This is a genomic window from Bacillus sp. CHD6a, from assembly GCF_001293645.1.
In the GTDB taxonomy this organism is placed as follows: Bacteria; Bacillota; Bacilli; order Bacillales; family Bacillaceae_I; genus Sutcliffiella_A.
Genome location: NZ_LBMD01000002.1, coordinates 335372 through 359862, shown reverse-complemented (window position 1 = coordinate 359862; position 24491 = coordinate 335372). Strand labels below are relative to the sequence as shown.

The following is a 24491-nucleotide window of genomic DNA, read 5'->3' as shown; positions in this document are numbered from 1 at the left end:
TTCCTCATAGGCCGCTTTTTTCATAGGAGGTCTCACTTTGCTGCGTACATCCCTCGCTAAAAAGATCATTCGAGAAGTGAAAAATTTTATAGAAGAAGATTTAATTATGGTCGACACATCAGGTATCATCGTCGCAAGTACAGCCCCTGATAGACTAGGAAATTTCCATGAAGGAGCATATTTAGCAGCCTCTGAAAAACAGATGCGAATTATCTCAAGACAGGATGAAACCACACTTTCAGGGGTAAAAGCTGGCATCACCCTTCCCCTCTTCCTTCAGCAAAAAGTTGTTGGTGTCATTGGCATTACAGGAACCCCCGAGAAAGTTCTTCCATACGGGGAATTGATCAAGAAAATGACAGAGCTACTGATACAAGAAAGCCATTACCAAGATCAGTTCGAATGGGAAGCAAGATCGCTTGAGACTTTTGTATTTGATTGGCTATTGAAGGACGGCCCTTCTACATTCATCACTAAACGTGCAGATGTACTAGGTGTAAATATGGAAGTGAACCGTCAAGTGATCTTAATTGAATTTCAAACAAATGAAAACCTAATGAAAATCAAAAGATGGCATCATTCCGAATGGGATGTGGAATGGAAAGACGAAGACATTCTAGTGCAATGGGGACAAAATAGAATGATTTTACTGTTGGCAAGCAATACCGTCCCAAAAAGAGAGTCTCTCATTCCACTTTTGAAAAAAGTCCAATATCAACTCCAAAGCTATATTGGTGCACCTGTTTTTATGGGAATTGGAAAAGCATGCAGGCCTTCCTCACTTAAAGATTCTTACACAGAAGCTGAAAGAGCGCTAAATGCCTGTTCTGTTGATGTACCCATTACATTTGAAGACGACCTCCGTCTTGAAATGATTTTACAAGCAGTACCTAGGGAAGTGAAGAAAGAATTTGCCCTGCGCCTTCTATCTCCTGTCTTATCCGAAAAGGACTTGTTTGAGACCATCCAGGTGTATTTTAGCCACCAATTATCATTGAAAGACACGGCTCTTTCTATGCACATTCATATTAATACGCTTCATTATCGATTGCGTAAAGTGGAAAGTTTAACTGGGTTGCAACTAAAAAAACCTCATGATCTAACAACTTTATACCTAGCTTGCATTCTTTTGGATGAATCTACAAATAAACACTAGTTATCTAGCTATTATTTTAGTGAATCGTCCATAGTGCCGTTTCCCTCCTTTTTATAAAATAAAGAAAAGATGTTTTATAGACTGGGAGGATTTTTTTATGATTAGTGAAGGCTTAAAAAAGCAATTTATTCATATTGTCGGACCCGATAACTATCTGGACAGCCCTACAGAAAAACTTGTTTATTCCTATGATGCCACACCAAACTATCAAGCTATGCCGGATGCTATCATCGTTCCCCGCAATACAGAAGAGGTCTCTAAAATTGTGAGTCTCTGTAACGAATATCGCATTCCGCTTGTCCCAAGAGGTTCTGGGACCAACCTCTGTGCAGGGACCTGTCCAACAGAAGGCGGTATCGTCCTCCTTTTCACCCACATGAACAAGCTTCTTGAGTTAGATGAAGAAAATTTAACTGTCACTGTTCAACCTGGTCTTGTAACCCTTGATTTAATTCAAGCTGTTGAAGCGAAAGGATTATTTTATCCACCAGATCCAAGCTCCATGAAAATATCTACGATTGGGGGCAACATTAATGAAAATTCAGGTGGATTACGTGGATTAAAGTACGGAGTAACGCGTGACTATGTTCTTGCACTAGAAGCAGTCATGCCTAATGGAGATGTCATTAGAACAGGTGGTAAACTTGCGAAGGATGTTGCTGGTTATGACCTTACAAGATTATTTGTCGGTTCAGAGGGAACGCTTTGCATTATCACTGAAGCTACGTTGAAACTTTTGCCTATGCCAGAAACGAAACAAACGATGCTTGCCCTTTATCAAGATATCGAGGCTGCAGCGAAAACGGTTTCCACCATTATTTCCAATAAGATTATTCCTGCTACACTAGAATTTTTGGATCAGCCTACCCTTGAAGTGGTCGAGGATTTTGCTAAAATCGGACTTCCTACAGATGTGCAGGCAGTTCTTCTTATTGAACAGGACGGCCCGCTTGAAGTAGTAGCACGCGATATGCAGAAAATAAAGGAGATTTGTTTCATGGAGAAGGCTGTTTCTGTTCAGGTGGCGGAAAGGGAGATGGAAGCAGAAGCATTACGAACAGCGCGTCGCTCCGCTCTTTCGGCACTTGCTAGACTTAAGCCTACGACAATACTCGAGGACGCAACAGTCCCTCGCTCAGAAATTGCCACGATGGTAAAAGCAATTAACAAGATTTCCGTAAAACATCAGGTAAAGATTTGTACATTTGGCCATGCAGGAGACGGAAACCTCCACCCTACAGTAGCCACTGATGCTCGAGATCACGAGGAAATGGAACGTGTCGAAGCAGCATTTGAAGACATTTTTGCAAAGGCTATTGAACTTGGCGGAACCATCACCGGCGAGCACGGAGTTGGAATGATGAAAGCACCATATCTAGAATGGAAGCTCGGCAAGGAAGGCATTGCTGCCATGAAAGCGATTAAACTGGCATTCGACCCGAATAACATCATGAATCCAGGCAAGGTTTTTGCAAAGGAATCCAGAAAACGGGTGGTGGTATCGAGATGACCTCAGCAAAAGAAAAACATGCCATTCAAGCCGAATTCAATAGTCGCATGGACGAGGATGAATTGCTGAATTGTATGCGTTGCGGATTCTGCCTTCCTTCCTGTCCGACCTATGTGGAGTCAGGTTTCAAAGAATCCCACTCCCCACGTGGACGAATTGCTTTAATGAAAGCGGTGGTGGATGGTGTGATAGAACCTGATGAAGATGTGGAACGCACCCTTGATCTATGTTTAGGCTGCAGAGCTTGTGAACCTGTATGTCCTTCCGGGGTAAAGTATGGCCACCTTCTTGAGGAGGCACGTGACATTATCAATCAAAATAAAAAGCATTCCCTACCAGTTCGAGCACTACGAAAAACTGTTTTTGAAGGACTGTTTCCACACCAGAATCGCATGAGGATGATGACAAACTTTCTTGGAATCTATCAGCGGTCAGGACTTCAAAGGGCGGTACATCATACAGGATTGCTAAGAATGTTACCGGAAAGTATGGCAAGCATGGAGCGTGTTCTCCCAAAAGTTCCTACTATGAGGGAAATGAAAAATCGCCCATCTCATCTTCCATCGCTTGACACACAAAAGAAACGGGTGGCTTTCTTCTCAGGTTGCCTGATGGATACGATGTTTCTTAAAACAAATGATGCCACGATGAAACTGCTCCAGCATGCAGGCTGTGAGATAGTCATACCAACCTCGCAAAATTGTTGTGGAGCGCTACACGGCCATAGCGGGGAGAAGAATAGAGGCAAAGAGCTCGCAAAGCAGAATATTGCTGCTTTTGAAGATCTTGAAGTGGACTATATCATCACTAATGCCGGTGGCTGCGGGGCCTTTCTTGTCGACTACGACCATCTGTTAAAAGACGATCCCGAGTGGGCGGAGCGCGCGCTTACCTTTAAAAAGAAAATCAAAGATATGTCCGCTATTTTAGTTGAATTGAAGTTTCATGAGAAAAATTTGTCGGTGCGACCGCAACGAGTCACCTATCAAGATTCCTGCCATCTTCGAAATGTACAGGGAACGTTTCTGCAGCCGAGGATGTTATTACAGGCAGTTATTGGTGCAGACTTTTATGAGATGAAAGATGCTGACCGTTGCTGTGGCTCGGCGGGAATCTACAACATCGTAGAATCTGAAATGTCCATGCAGATTCTGGACCATAAAATGGAGAAAGTAGCAGAAAGTGAGGCGACGACCATTGTAACTGCAAATCCTGGATGTCTGCTCCAGATGAAGCTTGGGATAGAGCGTGAAGGGTTGACCCCGGTGTTACGCGCAGTCCATATAGCGGATTTTTTACTTGAGGGGTTGGAGGGGCATTCACAAGAAAACAAGTAGCAGAAACAAGAAAAAAGCAGACAGAACTGCTTTTTTCTTGTTTCTTTTTATCAAACCGTCAACTTCCCAAGCACCACCTGCCTGGCCGCACCAGTAGCAGTAGGTAGATTATTAGGCACCCCAAACAACGTCTCATTTGCCAATATAGCAAAAGCCACCGCCTCTTTAGACTCGCTGGAAAATCCAAGATCCTCCTGCGTTTTCACAGCAAAGCCGCCTAACTCCATTAAAAAACGAAGCAGGGTTGCATTATAAGCCCCTCCACCGCTCACTACAAGGGTATCAATTTCCCCCGGCAAGAATTGTTTAGTTTGATCTGCGATCGTTATAGCAGTAAACATGGTGACCGTTGCCAAAATGTCAGCTTTAGAAAGCCCCATCTCAAGCATTCTATCAACTAGCTTCCTGGTAAAGGCAGCCCCGAACAACTCCCTGCCCGTACTTTTAGGTACAGGCAACGTAAAGTAAGGATGATCCATCCATTCTTTCAAGATCCCATGATGAACCGTTCCTTCAGCTGCCAACTCCCCATTTTTATCAAAAAGAGATTTGCCCTGAGTAAGAATGTTCATCGCCTCATCCATAATCATATTCCCCGGCCCCGTATCAAACGCAATCACGTCAGAAGTTGTGCCACCTTTGGGCAAATAGGTTACATTTCCAATACCTCCAATGTTCTGTAAGGCGATATTCTCTGTATCAGACCGAAAAAGCAAATGATCCACATATGGAACCAATGGGGCACCTTCTCCACCGGCCGCCATATCGCGTACCCGGAAATCAGATACAACAGGACATTGAAACACCTCTGCCAGGACGGATGCTTCTCCTATCTGCATGGTCGATTTTACTAAACCAGTATCATGCTGATCCACAGGTATATGATAAATCGTTTGACCATGAGATCCAATGAAGTCAATATCTTCTATGCGCAAGCCGGCTTTTTCCACAACTGTACGGGCAGCTGTGGAAAAAAGCTGTCCGATTTCAACATTAAGACTGCACAGTTTATCCACAGAGCTTTCTTCAGGGTTAAACTGCTTAAAAATCTGCTGTCTCAACGCTTGTGGGATATCCACCGTATCAAAGGCAAGTTGGCGGTACGTCAACTCTTCACCGCTTCCCCTTACAGATACGATAGCAACATCGACTCCATCTACAGACGTTCCAGACATAATGCCAATTCCAATCCGTTCTGGTTTACTAGTAACGGTTAATAATTTGTGAAGCATGATCAATTTACCGTTGCTGTTCTAAGAGTGATAGGCAGCTCCCCTTTTGCTTCTATTTCTCCCAAAAGGAATTTGCTAACCGACTGAAGGGCAAGCTTTCTGCTTTCATACGTAAGGATATAGGTGGATACCTCTGGGAATCTTTCCACATCATATGGACTTCGTAAAGCGATGACTCCTACCTTTTCCCCAAATCCCTTCACAAGTCTTTGGACAAGCTTTGCCTGAGAATCGTGATGGATAGCTTGGTAGGTTGCCACCAATATTTTATCCACATCTGAGGCTGCAAACATTAGTTTATCCAGCTCTTCTTCTTTCGGTGTGACGGAAGTGATAACTTCTGTTAGACTTGGTAGCTTTTTCTTTAAATAACTACCAACCGTGACGTTTGAATAGAAGGTTTCATCTGCGCCAGATGTGACATAGGGATCTACAGAAATGAGTAGAGTCTTTTCTTCAGGTTGAAGTGGAAGAAGACCTTCACTTTCTCTCACCAATGTGATACTTGCTTCACTAGCTTTTTGGGCAATTTCTCTATGTTTACTAGAACCTAATTCACTGCTAATCTCTTTCCATTCCGGAATGTCTTCATGAAGCGTTCTTTTTTCCTTGAGTTTAAGTACCCTGTCCACGGCAGCGTCAATTTGTGGCAGTGGGATACGACCGGATTCTACTGCTTTTATAACCGCTTCAATAGCTCTTGTTTGTCGCTCAAACGTATGACTGATCAAGACTTGATCGATTCCAGCTTCAACCGCGAGTATAGCAGCTTCTTCCATGCCGTAATAATCAATAATCGCGTTCATCTCCATGCAATCTGTCATAACGACTCCATTAAATCCCATTTCTTTTCTCAACAAGCCTGTTACAACAGGACGAGACAATGTAGAAGGAACTTTCTCTGGATCAATGGATGGAAAGGCGACGTGCGCAACCATGACAGCATCCACTTTATGCTTAAAGGCTTCATAAAATGGCACCAACTCTAATTCTTTTAATCTTTTAATATCATGATGGACTACTGGAAGGTCCAAATGGGAATCCACACTTGTATCCCCATGGCCTGGGAAGTGTTTTACAACAGCTGAAACATCCCCAGCCTGCAATCCTTTTACCGCTTGAACGCCCATCTTAGCAACAAACTCTGCACTTTCGCCATAAGAGCGGACTCCGATGACAGGGTTCAAAGGATTGTTGTTCACATCGATGCACGGCGCATAATTCATGTTAATCCCAAGCATGCGGAGTTCCTCCCCCACTACTTTACCTAGCCGGTACGCGATTTCTTCATCACGTCCTGCGCCAAGTGCCATGTTGCCAGGGCTTAACGTCACACCTTCTGTTATACGGGCAACCATTCCTCCCTCTTGATCAATCGAAATGAACAGCGGAGATGCTCCCGCATCCTTTGCAGTTTTCTGCAATCCTGTTGAAAGCGCATGAACCTGTTCAGGCTCAGCCACATTTCGTGCAAAATATATGACTCCGCTAATATGGTAGTCTTTTATTAATTTCACTATCTCTTCAGAGGGCGAAGTACCGTGAAATCCTGCAACAAACAATTGACCCACTTTTTCTTGCAATGTCATCTCGTGAATTTTCTTCATTCCAAGTCCTCCTTCAATAGAGTAGTATAGAACCTATTCGTTTTTGCCAGTCTTCCAACCCTTTCCCCCAGTTTTCTGCTACTGCTTCATACGGCATGCGGGCGTCGATTCCCATCCTTACTTTTTCCGTTCCCCACAGTAAATCGGCAAAAGGATGCATGCCCTCTTTAAAAGGTTCTAACCATGTTGCCTCTTCATGAACGGAAAAGATAGATTGCAAGAATTCATATGCTGCTTTGGAAACTTCTAAATCGTTCCGATCTGTAATCAAGAGTTGAACTCCCTTACAAAGTTCACCGACATGCTTACTCATATTTGGCGTAAAATAAGCAGAAATAAGCTCCACACCTTCGAGGTTTTTATTAGCGAAATGCTTAATCATCTCTTCCGGTTTAAACCAAGGTGCTCCAATCCACTCAAACGGTTTGGTCGTTCCTCTTCCTTCTGATAGGTTGGTACCTTCGATAAAGCATGTAATAGGATAGGCCAACGTGGTGGAGAAGTGTGGAATGTTTGGGGATGGAGGGATCCATTGCTGCTGCCATTGATTCCCCCACATGCTTCGATCCCAGTTCTTTACCTCATACACATGCAATTCGACCTCAGGATATAATTCCTTTTGAATCAGCCTAGCATATTCCCCAATGGTCAATCCATGGCATATTGGCAAAGTATGAGGGCCTACAAAAGATAAGAACTCCGACTCTAGGATATTTCCAGATAGAAGGGGGCCAATGGGGTTTGGACGGTCCAAAACCACAAAGGCCGTTCCGATCTTTTGACAAGCCTCCATGATATATTTAACGGTAGCCAAGTATGTATAAAACCTTACTCCAACGTCTTGAATATCAAAAAAAATGGCATCTACATCTTTCAACAACTCTGTAGATACCTTTTTGGATGGGCCATATAAGCTAAAGACAGGCAATGCTGTCTTTTCATCTATAAAATCTTCTATATGCACACCAGCCTGAACATCTCCTCTTACTCCATGTTCACATGCAAATAGTTTATGAAGGGATACTCCATCCATCTCTTTTAACACATCGATAGTAGAGCGGAAATCAGAAGTAATCCCTGTTTGATTTGTTACAAGAGCTACTCTTTTCCCGCTCCAAGCACCTGAATTTTCTTCCACAAAACGATCAATTCCATACAAGACTTTAGCCATGTTTTCCTCCTAAATATTTGCCGCTTCCCAACTATCGATGTTTTCTTCCGTAGCAATGACAGAGCTTGTCACGATGTTATTAAAAAGTGTCGCAAGAGCTGGGAAAATAAGAAAAAGTCCTACGACGGTTAATAACAATAAAGCAAAAACCGATAAGATTTGAAAGAATGATAGAATGGTGTATAAAGGATTCTTCACCAAAAGTTTTACACTAGTAAAGATACTATCCTTTAGTGAATACTCAAATTTTACCAATAGAGGAACCGTATAAATCTGACTTAAGAAAACCATGCCGCAGAAATAAGTCTGAAAGCACGCTAATGCAAAGGAAAAGGTTCCACCCACTTGATTGTAATGCCACCAGGAAGCAGCAATGATGATGACGAAAAAGGATAAAAACAAGCTATAGCCGATACTTGGAAGAAAGTATCTTTTTACCCCCTGAAAAAAACTTTTGATAACAGATGTGCTTCTATCAAGCAATAACTGTTGAACAGCCCAGGCAGCCCCCACAAAAAGCGGTCCCATTACAATCATGACGTATACAATGGAAAAAGGTAGTTTAATAAGAAAGAAGGATGGACTAAGTACCGTCACCATTATAAGGCTGATCATGACCATAGAAACTATATGCTTGTAATATTCTCTCCCTGTGACTCTTATAATTTGTGTTAATCCATCCATTGCACTCTCTCCTTTAAACTCTTTTCTTTGTTGTCATTTCGATTAAAATATTCTGTTCTCTGTTGTTGGATCAAACAGGTGCATTTTATCTAGGTTGAATACATAATTTTTAGCTTCTCCAGGACGAACAAAGCTTTCGCCATTTACTTTCGCGGTAATCATTCGATCTCCCATAGAGAAGTAGACAAGATTTTCTCCACCTAAATGTTCCATGGCCTTTACTTTTATAGCCGCTTTATTATTAGTTGGAACCGTAAACGCAAACTCTTCGTCATAAATATCTTCTGGACGTAATCCTAGAATGACTTCTTTGCCAATATAGTCTTTATATTGTTTAACAAGTCCTTCTGGAATAGTGAAGGTATTATCACCAATCCTTAAGGTCGATGGTGTTTCGAGTACTGCATCGAAGAAGTTCATTGGTGGAGACCCGATGAATCCCGCAACAAACATGTTTGCAGGGTTTCGGTATAACTCTCTTGGTGATGCTATCTGTTGGACTTCTCCTTTATTCATGACAACAATTCGTTCTCCAAGTGTCATTGCTTCCACCTGATCATGCGTTACATAAACAATTGTCGCGCCTAATCTCTGATGCAGTTCTGCCAGTTCAATACGCATTTGTACACGTAACTTGGCATCCAAGTTAGATAAAGGTTCATCAAAAAGGAAAACTTTCGGATCGCGGACGATGGCTCTACCTACAGCCACACGTTGTCGTTGTCCTCCACTCAATTCTTTAGGTTTTCTATCAAGCATTTCATCAAGCCCTAGAATTCTGGAAGCATATTGAACCTTCTTTTTAATTTCTTCTTTAGAAACCTTCATGTTTTTCAATCCGAATTCAAGATTCTGTTCAATGGTCATATGGGGGTATAGCGCGTAATCTTGGAACACCATTGCGATATCTCTATCTTTTGGGTGCATATTATTTACTACTTTATCCCCAATGTAAATGTTTCCTGATGTTTGCCGTTCTAGACCTGCTATCATTCGTAAAGAAGTCGTCTTTCCACAACCCGAAGGTCCTACGAATACAAGGAACTCTTTATCTTTTATCTCAAAGCTGGCATCATTTACAGCAGTGAAGGTTCCGCCACGCTTTTCGTCCACGAAGGTTTTTGTGATGTTTTCCATAATGATACTTGCCATTTCTTCCACCTATCCTTTCACTGCACCTATTGTAATTCCTTGAAGGAAGTATCGCTGTAATGCAAAGAACAATATAAACATTGGCAGGGCAGCAAGCATGGAGCCTGCCATCATTGCTCCATAGTCTGTTGCATCTTGGAATTTAAAGCTAGCCAAACCAACTTGTATGGTTCTCATGGAACTCGATTGCGTAACAAGGAACGGCCAAAAGAATTCATTCCACGTAGACACAAACGTGAAGATAGCTAACACAGCCACACCGGGCTTTGATATTGGCAAAATAATCTTTCTGAATATGCCAATCTCACTGCACCCGTCAATACGGGCTGCTTGAATGAGAGTGGTAGGAAGTGTAGACATGTATTGTTTCATCAGAAAGATGTTGCCCACTACTGTAAACATCGGGAGCATAATGGCTAAATATGTATCTACCAACCCGAACACATTTACGATCATGATATAAACAGGAATTAATGTTACCTGAGCTGGGATCATCATCGTACCAAGCAATAACCAGAAGATAGTATTTCTTCCCGGAAATCGCAGTTTTGCAAATGCATAGCCCGCGAGAGAAGAGAAAATAACATTGGTTATGGTTAACACGGAAGATACGAATATGCTATTAAACAACCAACGTAATGCATCCGTTTCTGTCAAAAATCGAACGTACGTCGCAAGTGTCACTTCAGAAGGAAACCATTCAGGCTTAAAAGAGACACTGACAGTGGTATCCCGGAAGGAGGATATTAACATCCAGTATAAGGGGATGATTGTAATAATCACCCATAAAATTAGAATGCTATAACTGATTACACTATAAATCTTCTTTTTGCGATTTCTTGCTTTTTCCTTTTTCAAAGCGATTTCCGCATAATGTTGATTGCTTACCGTTGTCGTTTCCAAAAGATGTTTCCTCCTTTCCTAAAACTCTACATCAGATGACATCACTTTAAATTGGATGACAGATGCCACAATAATCACTGCTCCAAGCACAAATGATTCCGCCGCCGCTAAGCCGAATTTATAATATTCAAAGGCATGTGTGTAAATTAAATAGGCAATGGTCGTTGTCGCAAAGTTTGGACCACCTTGCGTCATAAGATAGATGCTCATAAACACTTGGAAACTCATGATGATTCCCGTTACTAAAAGATATAAAGTGGTTGGTTTCAGCAATGGCCAAGTGATATTTCGAAATTTGGACCACTCGGATGCATGGTCGATGTCCGCTGCCTCATAAAGCGATTTTGGAATTCCTCCAAGTGCCGCTAGGTAAAGAATAATACCGGCGCCATGTCCTGTCAGATAAGACATTAGCATGATAGAAAATAGTGCTGTACTACTCTGCCCGAGCCACATGATGTTATCGATACCAAAAAGACCTAAAAACATATTAAAAAGTCCTGCAGTGGTCGGATCATAAATCCAGAACCATACTAATGCAATGGTTACCCCTGACGCTACCGTTGGAAGATATAACGAAGCTTTGAAGAATGTCTGAGCTTTTTTTGCACGCGGAAAGATTAACACTGCCAAAAATAATGTGATGGCCACATTCACCGGTACTGTACCGACCGTAAAAATAAATGTGTTCCACATCGCTTTCCAGAAGATATCATCGTTTACCATTGTTTGATAGTTTTCCAACCCTACCCATGTGGAGCCTAATACATGATAGTTTTGGAAACTCATAATAAAGGCGTAACCTACTGGAAAGAGAGTAAACATTAAAAAGAGTATAATAGGAACAGCTATGAAGGCATAACACCATCCATAATCTTTTATAAACTGGGAGAAATTAAATTTGTTGGTAGTTGCGGCTACTGCTGGCTTCGCTGACATGTCTACACCTCCTTGAAAATAAAAGAGGAAGAGCGTTACCCCCTCCTCTTTTCCTTCTTTCTTACTTAAAGATTTCCTCACCCTTGGTCTTGAATGTTTCTAACGCCTCTTCAGGTGTCAACTCACCGCTTAATAGACCTTGGAATGTTGGAATGACTACCTCTGTACGGAAGCGATCATCTTTTGCTGCCATTTCAGCATTTGCGTTTGCAGGTGGTAACACTTTAGAAGCTAACACTTCTGCAGCAGTTTCATTATAAGGAGCTAATGGCATTTCAAACTTGCCTTCCGCATCTTTATGAACTTGTGGCAACGCCAATGCTGCTGCTGCTTTACCAGCTTCTGCACTTGTCAGATGCTCTAATACTTTTACGGTATTATTCAAGTGTTCTTCTTTCGCATTTTTTTGAGTGAATAACATGTATCCTTCAGATCCACCAAATGATACTTGCTCTTCCCCTTCGTTATGAGGAATTGGTAATAAAACGAAATCTACTTCTTCCCCTTCAATTTTTCCTGCTTTGATCTCTTCATTATGAGCTTCTACTACTGGGTCAAAATAAGGGATTGCGCGACCAAAGAACATTGCTTGATGGTTATAGAAAAGTTCCATCCGTTTTGCAGGGTCAACTGCCGCCGTTTCTTTCGGCATAATGCCAGAATCAACCAAGTTGCTAATATACTTCATTGTTTCTAAGATTTTATCGTCATTCCAAGTTGTTCCATCCGCATTATAACGGCTAGGAAGACCGTTATTCATCGCTAAATGAACAAGAAGTTCTTCGTTGTTTCCTTGGAATACAAATCCATAAGTATCTTCACCAGAGTCTTTCTTCCCAACACCTTTAGATGCTAGTTCTTCAAACTCATCCCAAGTCCAGCCTTCTTGTTGAATTTTTTCATAATCAACGCCAGCTGCTTCTAACATTTGTTTGTTTCCACCCCATACATGCAAGAACATGTAAATTGGCAAACCATACAGATTGTCTTCAATTTTCATATAATCTAAAGCAACTTCATTATAATCATCTTGAGAAACATTCAATTTGTCATTAAGGTTAACAATTAAACCGGAATCCACATATTTACCTTGTGGTTTTCCAAAATAAACATCCGGTGGGTTACCAGAGTTCAAAGCAATATCAAATTTCTGTGGACCTTCCGCCCAGCTTAGCACTTCATATTTAACTTCAATATCTTCGTTTTCTTTTTCAAATGAAGCAATCAACTCTTTTAATTCTGCTTCATATTCACCATGAACAGGATATGTCCAAACTGTTACGACGTCTTTTCCATCAGATGATGTCGATGAATTGTTGGAGCAGCCAAGAACCACGGCAGCTACAAGCAACATGACCATCAATAAACTTAAACCCCTTTTCACACCAATTCCCCCTTGATAATTTTTATTTATTATAAGCCTTAATAGCCTTATAAACGAATCCATTTGCGTCTTTCAATAATTCTGCCGCCTTGTCCTTGTCGACTTGACAGGTATAAATGATAATAGCGATTTTCGGATTACCTTCTGATTGATCAAAGAGCTCACTAGCTTCATCAAATGTGCAACCAGTCACGTTTTGGATAATCCTTTTTGCACGATCTACCAGTTTTTTATTTAACGGTTGAACATCCACCATTAAATTGTTGTATACTTTCCCCAATTTCACCATTGAAGTGGTTGTAATCATATTCAGAACCAACTTCTGTGTCGTACCAGCTTTCATTCTTGTAGAACCAGTGATAACTTCTGGACCAACCTCTATATTAATCTTATAATCTGCTACTTTGTTAAGGGCCGAATCCTTTGTGCAAGTGAAGGAAACCGTATGAGCACCAAGTTTTTTTGCTTCCTTTAGGGCACCTATTACATAAGGAGCTCTTCCACTAGCTGTGATGCCTATGACCACATCATGAAGCCTTACCCCATTATTGTGCATGTCCGATGCTCCCAGCTCTTCACTATCTTCAGCACCCTCTACTGCCTTAAAAATTGCCGATTCCCCACCAGCAATGATTGCCTTCACCATTTCTGAAGAGGTTCCAAAAGTCGGGGGGCACTCGGAGGCATCCAAGATTCCGATTCTCCCTGACGTTCCTGCGCCAACATAAAAGAGCCTTCCGCCCATTTCAAAGGATTTCACCACTTGATCCACCACCGCAGCAATGCTTGGGATTTCCCTTTTTATATGAAGAGGTACTGTTTGGTCTTCCTCATTGATGACAGCTAGAATTTCTTCGGTAGACTTACGATCTATCTTCAATGTTTTCAAGTTTTGCTGTTCCGTCACTAAATCTTGCAAATTTTCTAATCCCATCATCACATCACCTTTTTAATGTATCTCTTATTATCTGTATATGTTATTGATTGTCTCTCTTGATTTTTTCAGATATTCGACCGATTGCTCAAAGTCAATCGCTGCTACTGCAGTGAATAATATATCTATTACATTCAATTGCGAGATTCTAGAAGAAGTTGCCGCGCTTCGAATGGAAGATTCCATAGAAGAGATGGATAAAGAAATATCAGAAAGCTCCTTCAAAGGATTCATCCCATATTTCGTAATCGCGATTGTTAATGCCCCAGCCTTCTTTGCTTCCCTGATTGCCTCAATTGTCTGTGTTGTCTCTCCTGAGTAGGATATCCCAACAGCTACATCCCTTTTTGTCATGGTTGTAGCAGATGTAAGTTGCAGGTGGGAATCACTGTACGCTGTACAAAGCTTATTAATTCGCATAAATTTCTGTTGGGCATCCTGAGCAATCAACTGTGATGCTGCCACTCCGTAGAAGTCTATCCGATGTGCTTTATGTAACAGCTGAACGGCTTTGGTTACTTCCTCTTTATCTAGTAGTTCCAACGTGTCGCGTAGAGATTTAATATTGTTTTCGGTAATGGTCTTCATAAATGTCGGAATATCTGCATTATATTTGAACTCATGATAGGCTTCTTGGTTGTTAGAAGAGATGCTTGTAACATCTCCTGCGATACGAAGTTTTAATTCTTTGTACCCATCCAGACCAATTTTCTTACAAAGTCTGATGATGGCCGCTTGGCTGGAATTACTCTTGTCAGCCAATTCTTTCACTGATAAGGTGCAAACCTCTTCAGGGTGTTCGAGTATGAAAGTTGCGGCATTTTTCTCCGCGGGATTGATTGTTGATAATGCTTCACGTAACCGTAATAGTCCACCATTCATTTTCTATCATCCTTCTATATCTGTTTTCATCCATGTTGTTAAATCTGCTTCCAACCTTTTTATAAAGAGAGGAGTGATGTCATTCCCCATTTCCTTATGAGCAGCATATATAGCACCTGCCACAGGATGCTGGGCTGCCAGCTTGAAAGAAAACGGCGAACGCTCTTTCAATCCTTTTTCTTGCAGATAAGTGATAATCTCTTTGGCATGTTGATTAATTCCGCCTGTTAAAACGATAGGAACTTGCGCAGGCACACCTTCACGCCCATATAATTTGTGGAATAATAAAGTAATATCTTTCATCATAGAATCTGCTGCTTCAAGGAGGAAACCACTAGCTTTTTCATCACCTATAGAGGAATGCTCTATTACAATTTTAGCAATGGAAGCTACCCTATCCCGGCTTTTCCCCATCTCATACATAACAGGTACCAATTCAGGAACACTCTCTACTTTAAATAGGTTGAGTATTTTATCAGTCAATTCTCCAGGCGAATCGCCTTGATCATATTCAGCAAAAATATGATCCAACGCTTTTTTCCCAAGGGCAAATCCACTATACTCATCGCCAATCAGGTATCCCCAGCCACCAACACGGTCACGTTTTAGCATGTCGTTAATTCCATAGACGATAGAACCTGTTCCACTGATACATACAATGCCTGGTTGACCTTTTGTTTCCGAATAAAGTGCTGTCACAGCATCGTTATCAACGAAAATTTTCGCATAAGGACCGGTGAACGCTCTTAACAATTTCATAAACCACTCTTTTTTTCCTCCACTTTCTACACCAGATATTCCGGCAAATACTACGTCTTTTTCTGTAAGCGCTTTCCCTTTTGTTAAAATAGAAATCAACTCATTGATTTCAAGACGAACTGTTTCTTCGGACGAACTATTTGGGTTAGAGGGACCTACCGTTTTTAATGCAAGGATTTTTCCGTCCTCGTCTACAGCCACTCCGGTAGTTTTGGTGCCTCCCCCGTCAATGCCTATAATCATTGTTAATCCCCTAACACTTTTATTAATATAAGTATAAATTTTCTGATTTTTAGTGTCAACGATTTTTTTCATTATTGAAATTAAATTTCAATAATGGTTCTAAAAAACCACTCGGGGAGAGTGGTTAACAAACCTAGAAACTATTAACCATTTTAGTTATAACATGTATCGATTAATCTTCGTTCCAGGCGTTTCGCTTTCCGCGGGCGGTCCGAGAGCTTCCTCGGGCAGGACAAGGAAGGCTACGGCAGCGACTCATCGCACGAAGAAAATGCGTTAGCATTTTCGAGGAGTCTACGCGCCTTCCACTCCCATCAACAAGGTTGCCGCATATTACTCTAGCATAAAGGCTATACAATTTTATTCATCAATCCTAGTTTCCAAGTCTACTTCTATACATTCCAACTTATCATTGAACATTAATGCATCAAATAGTTGTTTGTTACCTCCGAAAATCGTGAAATCAAGGTCATAGTCGGTGGACACGCACCAGCTGCGATCTTCGGGCCACCAATATGTAGGGGATGCCAGGCCGTCCAATTCCCCCTTGTTATAAATAGTATATATATCGCTGAGTTTTCCTGTATACAGATGCCCGTTTTCCACTTCATCTTCCGGGATCCTGCCAATTAGCTTCATAATATGATAAAAGAAATAACATGTTTTATTATTCGCGAAGGGTGCCAATACCTTGGTCATTTCCTTCAGTACATCTAGATTGATACGACCTTCATCAGGATAAATTAAATACCTTGGACTGCCGCCAAGCTTTTTGGCTATTGCATGGCTGCTGATATTTTTGTCATATGCGATACTGTACTTTTTTGCGAGTTCCTTTAGAGTAATTCCTTCCCCTAAATCGATCTCTATTTCATGGTCAAGTGGATGGAACTGACTCCAGAAAAGTGTCTCATCTTGGATACCTTGGTCTCGATAAAAAGTCGAATTCATGATTTTGCAGTAGTGGGTATAGCCATTGGGAATCAGATTACCGACTCTGCCGCCATTCCAATTTTGGAGGTCAACGTCTACCCTTTCTTTTTCTATCCACTCATAGACCTTTAAATCATTCCATCTATTAATCAATTTTTTGCTCCCCTTTCTATTGCTCAGTCAAAATAACAGGCCCATTCTTTGTGATGGCAATGGTATGTTCATATTGTGCAGAAAGCTTTCCGTCCACTGTCCTAGCCGTCCATCGATTATCGTCCATCTTACTCTGCCAGTTTCCTTCGTTTACCATTGGTTCAATGGTGATGACCATTCCTTCCTTTAAACGAACGCCCCGACCCGGAGATCCAAAGTGAAAAACTTGCGGTCCTTCATGAATGTTTTTGCCAATCCCGTGTCCAGTGAAATCACGAACTACTGAATAGCCTTTTTTTTCTACGTATGTTTGGATTGCATAACCAATATCGCCCACTCTGTTTCCGACTACAGCCTGTTCAATTCCTAGATATAAGGATTGTTTCGTCACATCCATCAGTTTTTTGGCCGCATCACTTACCTCACCAACTGCATAGGTCCATGCCGAATCTGCTAGTGCTCCATGGAGATTTACTACCATATCAATCGTGACAAGATCTCCTTTTTTTAGAGATGTCTCCCTCGGGAATCCATGACAAATCTCATCATTAATGGAAGCACATGTCGCAAACTGGTATCCCTTGTAACCGTATTGTTCCGATTTGGCACTATTCTTTTTTAAAAATGCGTCCACATATTTATCAATCTCCATGGTGGTTATTCCGGGTTTAACTTTTTTTCTCAATCGCTTGTGACAGGCAGCCAGGAGTTTTCCCGCTTTTGCTATCGCTTCTATTTCTCTTTCTGATTTTAGAATTATCATTGTGTTTGCACCCTCTTCTGTTTGTATTCTATATATTATAAAATTTTCCTTTTTTATATTGATAGTTAGTTTATGAAAATACCCGTAGGAAAGTGTTTAGTGGGATTTTGGTGCTTTGGATTTGTGTCGCAAGTTTATTTGTCCGAAGATTTAGGTTTTTTGACCGAAGTTTCCGCGATTTTGACCAAAGATTTGGCGAAGTTGACCGAAGATTGACGTTAAATGACCGAACGAAATTTTTGAGTGTCCAAAGGTGGGGAAAAATTGACCAAACCTCACCCTCAATTGTCCGAACCCCTTGCCTAAATACGAGTAAAATGTCCGAACCACGGCCCTTAATGACCGAACACATTTGGAGATGGATAAAAACATGTGTTTTTGCTGATTTTGTGCAAATTCAACCCCATTTTTTGAGATTCCTCCTTAATCAAAAAGGATCAATTATCCAACCCTAACCCACAACTAAAAAAAGCACTATCCAACCAAGTGGATAGTACTTCAAAATATATCAAACCAATTCAAATGACTCTTCAATTTCAATGCTGCCCTTTACAGATTGAACCATCGGACAGTTCTTGCTGGCAAGCTCGATGGCAGACTCAATTTTGCTCTCCACCAGGTCTTGTCCTTTAATCGTGTAATGAATATGTATTTTCTCAATTCGGTTCGCTTCATTTTCGTTACGTGTAACATCTGCATTAATCGTGATATCCTCAATTTCCATGCGCTTCTTTTTCAGGATACTTTTTAGAACGCCGCCACTGCAAACTGCGATGGAAGATACCATCAACTGATACGGACGGAAACCGTATTGCTCATCCCCGGCAACGTGTAACTCTCCGTATTCTAGGTTCGTTTTAAAACCGACTTCTCTCATTTTAAATTCCATTTGGTTGTCATCTCCTTCTTACACTTAGAATAGCAAATCTCCAAATAACCTTGCCAGTTTTTTGTCTGCTACATTTTATCCATTCCAAAATCGGTATAAGTTAGGTAGAATTAGGGGTGGAAAAATACTAACATTTCGAGGTTGCATCTTATGAATCGTTTTCGTTTTTGGATTCTTGTATCCATTGTAGCAGTTTCTGGCTTTAGCCAAGGAATGCTGCTACCTTTAATTGCTGTCATATTTGAACATAGTGGCATATCTTCTACTTTAAATGGACTAAACGCCACAGCCTTATATATAGGAATATTGCTTGCATCCCCTTTTATGGAACAACCCTTACGTAAATATGGCTACCGTCCAGTAATATTGGTCGGCGGTTTTCTAGTTGTTGTCTCCCTTGCACTTTTTCCAATATGGCAGAGCTTTTGGTTCTGGTTTGTATTGCGGTTGCTGATTGGAATTGGGGACCATGCCTTGCACTTTGCAACCCAAACTTGGATTACATCGTTTTCGGCTGAAAATGTACGGGGCCGAAATATTTCTCTATATGGCGTGTTTTTTGGAATTGGTTTTGCCACTGGGCCTCTTATGACTCCTTTGGTGGAAATCAACCAGGCCCTACCTTTTATCGTATCTTCCTTTCTTTGTTTGATAGGCTGGCTGTTCTTATTTTTCCTGAAAAATGAGCATCCAGAACAAGAACTTGGAGTGAATTCCTTCATCGAAACCATCAAACGTTTTCGTAAAGCCTGGAAATACGGTTGGATTGCATTCCTACCGCCTTTAGGCTATGGTTTTCTGGAAGCTTCGCTGAACGGAAGTTTCCCTATATACGCTTTGAGGACTGGAATTGAGGTTGGAAATGTTTCTGTGTTACTTGCTTCCTTTGCTATCGGTGGGATTGTTTTTCAGTTGCCTCTTGGGATATTGAGCGACAAATTTGGTCGTCGGAATATCTTACTGGTCATTCTTTCCCTAGGTTGCTTAAGTTTTGTAACAGCGAGTTTCCTCGAAGGTACATTCATCGCCTTGGCGGTATGCATCTTCATCGCAGGAATGCTCGTGGGTTCGACTTTCTCTCTTGGCATCAGCTATATGACAGACCTTATGCCGAAGAACCTTCTCCCTACTGGTAACCTTATGTGTGGAATTGCCTTTAGTATTGGTAGTCTAGGCGGGCCATTCTTTGGAGGACTTTTTATACAGTTCTTTTCGGATATCAGCTTTTTTCATATCATTAGTTTTTTACTATTTATTATATTTTTATTGACTTACACTTTTGGAGAGCGTGGGCTTGTTGCGGTAAAAGGTTAAATCGTTATTATAACCCCCCCTTGCATCCTCCACGTAATCTCATTAATAATAATGATTTATAGATAAACACCTGTTGTCCTCTTAAAAGGACAACAGGTGTTTTTAGCAGGCGTAAACTGTAAAAGATGGTGGGTAATAAATAATAAATGTAAGCAGCGATTTGATAGACTTATTTATATGGGACAAACGCTCTCCTATTTGCATAGGCTTTGCAAAGCTGACAGCAGTAAATCTTTTTGTTTTTTTCTTTGTAAGTAAAATAGGTTCTTATTTTTTTCTTACAAAAATAACATGTCTTTTTGAAAAACATTATTAGTCTCCTTTTTCCTGTCCCAGAATATATTGGTTTTCCAAAATCCCCTTAATTTTCTTCAAATCCTTGTCGTTTGCCTTTTTCATCATGGTTGCCATAACAGGTGAAAACAATTTGGAAAAGCCCTTTGGCTCTCCCTTGTTTTGCAGGGTCATCTTAGTTGTATTGATATTTATTGCAGTCCATGTATACGTCGTTTCCATTGGGAATGGACCTTGTACAGTTTTCATTGTTAATTTTTCACCCGATATGAATTCAACAATTTCATATATGTACGCGAGCTCCTTGCCCAGAAATTTTGCTCGAAACGCAACCTGCGAACCTAACTGCAAAGGTTTAGGTGTCATCCATTCCGATGAATCGATATTATCATACCAAACTGGTGCATGATCCGGATTTGCCGCATATTCCGCCACCTTCATCTTTGAACAGTTAATGATAATTTCCGTTGTAACATTCACCATACATTTTCCTCCTAACTCAAAAAACTCTATCTAATTTTCAATCCTACCACACCACTAACTTTTGCAATACACTCCTTTTCCCACTACCTTCCCCTTTGACATATTACCTCATTACCGCGACACAAAGGGGTCTGACCCTTTTTTTAAAAAAATTTCAAAAAGTTGTTCCATTTCTAAATATTCTGTTATATAATAATATCAATAGAACATACACTGTACTAATACAAAGGAGGAGAAGATAACATGAGCAGACAGGAACGTAAAAACATGATTAATTTTATTGAAGTGATGAAGAAGGCAGATCGTGAGTCACTTGCTTTTATGACAGATGCCGACATCGAGCATTTATACAATAATGTTTACGAACAAATGATGATTCATCAAAGTCTCTAAAGAGGAGCCCCACCTAAACAGAAAAACTGCACCCCTCCCACATTAAGCGGAAGGTTGCAGTTTTTCATTTTGTGTTACTTTTGCTTTTTTCTGTCCATTAACAATAATAATACCTACCACCACAAGCATTAAGCCAATCAATATGGAATAGTGCATAACTTCACCTAAAAACATACCAGATAGCATTACACCAAAAACAGGTACGAGGAAAAGGTACATCGACACTTTACCAACCTTGTTATATTTCATTACGTTGTTCCACAGTATAAAGCCTGCTGCGGATAAAAATGCAAGATAGACCACAAGCAACAGTGTGTACCCATCAAAGGCAAATGGAAGAAACCCTGCGCTTACTCCCCCAACGACAATTAATCCTACCGACCCGAACAACATTTGATACGCCGTTAGATAGGACACATTCATGGATCCCGCGCGTTCTTTTGCCATAATATTTCCATAAGCAGAAGCCATCATCGCCAGCAAAAGAAGTAACTCCCCTATTCCAAATTGAACACCAGCACCGGCTTTTGGTAAATTAACCACCAACACGCCGCCAAACCCCAATGCTATACCAATCCATTTCCTGACAGACAAGGAATCATCGGCATATAAAAAATGAGCAAACAGTATTTGAAAAAACGAAGCCGTTCCAGCAATAACCGCTCCCTGCATTCCCGTTGAATAACTTAAGCCAAAGTAGAACAATAAATATTGTAAAAACGTCTGTACTAACCCTAATTGTGCCAATGGAATGATCGTCGCTCTTCTCAGTTTTAGCGGTTGGTTCAATAGGGTAAAAAATAGAAAGATCATAACACCCGCGAGGAAAAATCGATAGCCAGCAAATAAAAGCTGCTTATCATAATCACTCGCTCCTATATCTAAAGCCGTATAACTTAGTTTAATGGCAGGAAATGCACTGCCCCACAGAAATGTCGCACACATCGCCGCAGCAATGATACCAAGCCTGCTTGTAAAAAATTTTTCTGCTTTCACGGCTATTCACCTTCTCTCCAAGCTACATTATACACACAAGAATTACATCTTACATACTGTATAGTCTTGGAAAAGAAAAAATACTGGTAATCTACAAATTATTAATCTATAATAATAACTAATTAATAATAATTATAATTTGTTGATAATTAATCTCATTAGGAAAGTCTCTTTTTAAGTGTTGCTGCTATCACACAGATGGCAGCTTTCAACATTTTTATAAGGGTAATGATGTTGATTATTTTTCTCAATTAGGAGGTTAGAAAATATGAATGATATAACAGAAAACCTACAAAAAGAAACAGTTCTCACCAGGTTCACCACTCATATCGAACTACTATTTGCCATAACTTCAGGGGTACTAATTTTTACAGGGTGGTTATTATTAAAGTTTGATATCCAATCCGTTGCTGTTCCTATTTTCATTCTTTCGTTTTTGATTGGTGGGTACTTTAAAGCAAAAGAAGGCATACAAGATACCATCGAAGAAAAAGAACTGAATGTAGAAATGCTGATGATCATTGCAGCCATTGGTGCTGCTATAATCGGGTATTGGATGGAAGGCGCCATACTTATCTTTATTTTTGCACTTAGTGGCGCTTTAGAAACATACACAATGAACCGGAGTCAAAAAGAAATTTCCGCCCTCATGGACATTCAGCCTGAGGAAGCGTTAAGAATAATGGACAACAAAGAAGAACGAGTGCATATTTCTAACCTTGCCATAGGTGACCATGTACTTGTTAAACCTGGGGAACGTATTCCAACTGACGGAAACATAGTCAGAGGGGAATCCGCTATAGATGAATCTGCCATCACCGGCGAATCAATCCCTCTTGAAAAAAAACATGGTGATGGAGTCTATGCTGGAACCATGAACGTTAACGGCTCAATAGTGGTGGAGGTCACCAAGCTTTCTACAGAAACCTTGTTCCAAAAAATTATCAATCTTGTCCAAAATGCTCAAAGTGAAAAATCTCCTTCTCAGCAATTTTTGGAACGTTTTGAAGGACCGTATGTGAAGATTGTCCTTGGCGTTGTTGCCGTCATGATGGTTCTTCCCCATTTCATCCTCGGATGGAGCTGGAACGAAACCTTTTACCGGGCGATGATCCTACTTGTTGTTGCTTCTCCTTGTGCACTAGTTGCTTCCATTATGCCCGCAACATTGTCGGCTATCTCTAATGGGGCGCGCAAAGGAATCTTGTTTAAAGGCGGTGTTCACTTGGAGAATTTAAGTCATCTGAAAGCCATCGCTTTTGATAAAACAGGGACGCTAACGAAAGGCAAGCCTGAAGTAACAGACGTGATAGTCCGCGAAAATATAACAGAGGACGAATTCTTATTTATTGTCGGTTCCATTGAAAGCTACTCTAACCACCCGCTGGCACAAGCAATCACAGCCTACGCCCGAAAGAATAGCCCTAAACCGCTAATACGTCCGGATCACTTGGATGATAAAGCAGGCTGGGGAGTAAAAGGAAACTTACATGAAAAGGAATATCTTGTCGGCAAAGCAGAATTTGTTGGCGCTGATACTGCCAAAATGTTTGGCGATGGGATTGCAGGATCCTTCACCAATGAAGGAAAATCGATCGTTTATGTAAAAGATGAAGCAGGAATTGTCGGCATTCTGGCATTAAAAGATGTTATTCGTAAAGAAACAGTAGAAGCTATCCAGCTACTTCGTACTCTTCAAGTTCAGACCATTATGATTACTGGTGATAGTGAACGCACAGCGGCGGCCATTGCAGAACAAGCCGCTATTGGAAAATATGTTGCGGAATGCTTGCCAGAGACAAAAGTAGAGACCGTAAAAAATTTAAAAAAGGAATATAACATGGTCGGCATGGTTGGGGACGGGATAAATGATGCACCGGCACTTGCAACTGCTAATGTGGGAATAGCAATGGGAGAAGGCACAGATGTAGCATTGGAAACTGCTGATGTTGTACTGATGAAAAATGATTTAGTGAAAATTGCAGAAGCCATAAAGCTTTCAAAAAGAATGAACAAGATTATTAAACAAAATGTCATCTTCTCAATCACTGTTATAATGCTTCTTATCAGTTCCAACTTCCTTCAATTCATTGACCTTCCATTTGGTGTCATTGGCCATGAAGGCAGTACCATACTCGTTATACTAAATGGATTAAGATTATTACGATAACGCAGATTAAAAAAGCAGCGTGGCAATGTGCCAGCTGCTTTTCTGCTATCTAGTGATAACCGTTTTGTCCGTTCGCACTTCCTGAAGTTTTATTCTTCGGTTTGTGCTTAGAATTTTGTTTTGTACCGCCGTCTTTTTTCGTATGCTTTGTCATGAAAGGTCCCTCCGATTTGGTTAGAGTGTCTTTCTACAATAGATTTCCCTTTAGAG

At 40.8% G+C, this 24491-nt stretch carries 22 protein-coding genes; 6 read left to right on the top strand and 16 right to left on the bottom strand.

Annotation, left to right across the window (positions count from 1 at the left end; translation table 11 throughout):
- The first annotated feature begins 37 nt into the window (after positions 1-37).
- The 3 genes from AAV98_RS04440 to AAV98_RS04430 all read left to right on the top strand — a co-directional run bounded on the left by AAV98_RS04440 (position 38) and on the right by AAV98_RS04430 (position 4003).
- Positions 38-1156: a CdaR family transcriptional regulator gene (locus tag AAV98_RS04440; protein WP_060664335.1), complete on the top strand. Its 1119-nt coding sequence runs from the start codon at positions 38-40 to the stop codon at positions 1154-1156.
- A 97-nt stretch (positions 1157-1253) separates the two neighbouring features.
- Positions 1254-2666: a glycolate oxidase subunit GlcD gene (gene glcD, locus AAV98_RS04435; RefSeq protein WP_060664334.1), complete on the top strand. Its 1413-nt coding sequence runs from the start codon at positions 1254-1256 to the stop codon at positions 2664-2666.
- Positions 2663-4003, top strand: coding sequence for a (Fe-S)-binding protein (locus tag AAV98_RS04430; RefSeq protein ID WP_060664333.1), 1341 nt, complete (start codon positions 2663-2665; stop codon positions 4001-4003). Before glcD ends, AAV98_RS04430 begins: the two co-directional genes overlap by 4 nt.
- Before the next feature lie 50 nt (positions 4004-4053).
- Here the strand turns inward: AAV98_RS04430 and AAV98_RS04425 are convergent, their stop codons facing one another.
- The 14 genes from AAV98_RS04425 to AAV98_RS04360 form a co-directional block, all read right to left on the bottom strand.
- Positions 4054-5235 carry an anhydro-N-acetylmuramic acid kinase gene (locus AAV98_RS04425; RefSeq protein WP_060664401.1) on the bottom strand — a complete coding sequence of 394 codons (1182 nt, stop codon included), beginning with the start codon at positions 5233-5235 and terminating at the stop codon, positions 4054-4056.
- Between the two features lie 2 nt (positions 5236-5237).
- Entirely contained in the window at positions 5238-6842 is a 1605-nt protein-coding gene (locus AAV98_RS04420; RefSeq protein ID WP_060664332.1) for a glycoside hydrolase family 3 protein, read from the bottom strand.
- A 13-nt stretch (positions 6843-6855) separates the two neighbouring features.
- The gene (locus AAV98_RS04415; RefSeq protein ID WP_060664331.1) at positions 6856-8013 is read right to left on the bottom strand and encodes an exo-beta-N-acetylmuramidase NamZ family protein; all 1158 of its coding nucleotides are present in this window, start codon (positions 8011-8013) and stop codon (positions 6856-6858) included.
- A gap of 9 nt (positions 8014-8022) precedes the next feature.
- Positions 8023-8697 carry a hypothetical protein gene (locus AAV98_RS04410; RefSeq protein WP_060664330.1) on the bottom strand — a complete coding sequence of 225 codons (675 nt, stop codon included), beginning with the start codon at positions 8695-8697 and terminating at the stop codon, positions 8023-8025.
- Between the two features lie 42 nt (positions 8698-8739).
- Positions 8740-9849: an ABC transporter ATP-binding protein gene (locus AAV98_RS04405; protein WP_060664329.1), complete on the bottom strand. Its 1110-nt coding sequence runs from the start codon at positions 9847-9849 to the stop codon at positions 8740-8742.
- A gap of 9 nt (positions 9850-9858) precedes the next feature.
- Entirely contained in the window at positions 9859-10752 is an 894-nt protein-coding gene (locus AAV98_RS04400) for a carbohydrate ABC transporter permease (protein WP_231687692.1), read from the bottom strand.
- An 18-nt stretch (positions 10753-10770) separates the two neighbouring features.
- Entirely contained in the window at positions 10771-11691 is a 921-nt protein-coding gene (locus AAV98_RS04395) for a carbohydrate ABC transporter permease (RefSeq protein WP_082380769.1), read from the bottom strand.
- A gap of 61 nt (positions 11692-11752) precedes the next feature.
- On the bottom strand, positions 11753-13075 hold the full coding sequence (locus tag AAV98_RS04390; protein ID WP_231687691.1) for an ABC transporter substrate-binding protein: 1323 nt from the start codon (positions 13073-13075) through the stop codon (positions 11753-11755).
- A gap of 22 nt (positions 13076-13097) precedes the next feature.
- Positions 13098-14009, bottom strand: coding sequence for an N-acetylmuramic acid 6-phosphate etherase (murQ, locus tag AAV98_RS04385; RefSeq protein ID WP_060664328.1), 912 nt, complete (start codon positions 14007-14009; stop codon positions 13098-13100).
- Positions 14010-14039: 30 nt separating this feature from the next.
- Positions 14040-14891: a MurR/RpiR family transcriptional regulator gene (locus AAV98_RS04380; protein WP_060664327.1), complete on the bottom strand. Its 852-nt coding sequence runs from the start codon at positions 14889-14891 to the stop codon at positions 14040-14042.
- Between the two features lie 6 nt (positions 14892-14897).
- On the bottom strand, positions 14898-15893 hold the full coding sequence (locus AAV98_RS04375) for an N-acetylglucosamine kinase (protein WP_060664326.1): 996 nt from the start codon (positions 15891-15893) through the stop codon (positions 14898-14900).
- Positions 15894-16253: 360 nt separating this feature from the next.
- Complete coding sequence (locus AAV98_RS04370) at positions 16254-16979, bottom strand: hypothetical protein (RefSeq protein ID WP_060664325.1); 726 nt, start codon at positions 16977-16979, stop codon at positions 16254-16256.
- Between the two features lie 16 nt (positions 16980-16995).
- Positions 16996-17742 (bottom strand): type I methionyl aminopeptidase, encoded by a 747-nt coding sequence (map, locus tag AAV98_RS04365; protein WP_060664324.1) that lies wholly within the window; start codon positions 17740-17742, stop codon positions 16996-16998.
- A 508-nt stretch (positions 17743-18250) separates the two neighbouring features.
- Positions 18251-18631, bottom strand: a complete 381-nt coding sequence (locus AAV98_RS04360) for an OsmC family protein (RefSeq protein WP_060664323.1) — start codon at positions 18629-18631, stop codon at positions 18251-18253.
- Positions 18632-18781: 150 nt separating this feature from the next.
- On the opposite strand from AAV98_RS04360, the gene AAV98_RS04355 reads away from it, so the two are divergent.
- Positions 18782-19945, top strand: a complete 1164-nt coding sequence (locus AAV98_RS04355; RefSeq protein WP_060664322.1) for an MFS transporter — start codon at positions 18782-18784, stop codon at positions 19943-19945.
- 312 nt (positions 19946-20257) lie between these two features.
- Here the strand turns inward: AAV98_RS04355 and AAV98_RS04350 are convergent, their stop codons facing one another.
- The gene (locus AAV98_RS04350; RefSeq protein WP_060664321.1) at positions 20258-20722 is read right to left on the bottom strand and encodes an SRPBCC family protein; all 465 of its coding nucleotides are present in this window, start codon (positions 20720-20722) and stop codon (positions 20258-20260) included.
- Between the two features lie 243 nt (positions 20723-20965).
- Between AAV98_RS04350 and AAV98_RS04345 the strand changes: the two genes are divergently transcribed.
- The gene (locus AAV98_RS04345; RefSeq protein WP_010191652.1) at positions 20966-21115 is read left to right on the top strand and encodes a BH0509 family protein; all 150 of its coding nucleotides are present in this window, start codon (positions 20966-20968) and stop codon (positions 21113-21115) included.
- Between the two features lie 42 nt (positions 21116-21157).
- Here the strand turns inward: AAV98_RS04345 and AAV98_RS04340 are convergent, their stop codons facing one another.
- Positions 21158-22111, bottom strand: a complete 954-nt coding sequence (locus tag AAV98_RS04340; RefSeq protein WP_060664320.1) for a DMT family transporter — start codon at positions 22109-22111, stop codon at positions 21158-21160.
- 268 nt (positions 22112-22379) lie between these two features.
- Between AAV98_RS04340 and AAV98_RS04335 the strand changes: the two genes are divergently transcribed.
- Entirely contained in the window at positions 22380-24281 is a 1902-nt protein-coding gene (locus tag AAV98_RS04335; RefSeq protein ID WP_060664319.1) for a heavy metal translocating P-type ATPase, read from the top strand.
- Positions 24282-24491: the final 210 nt, after the last annotated feature.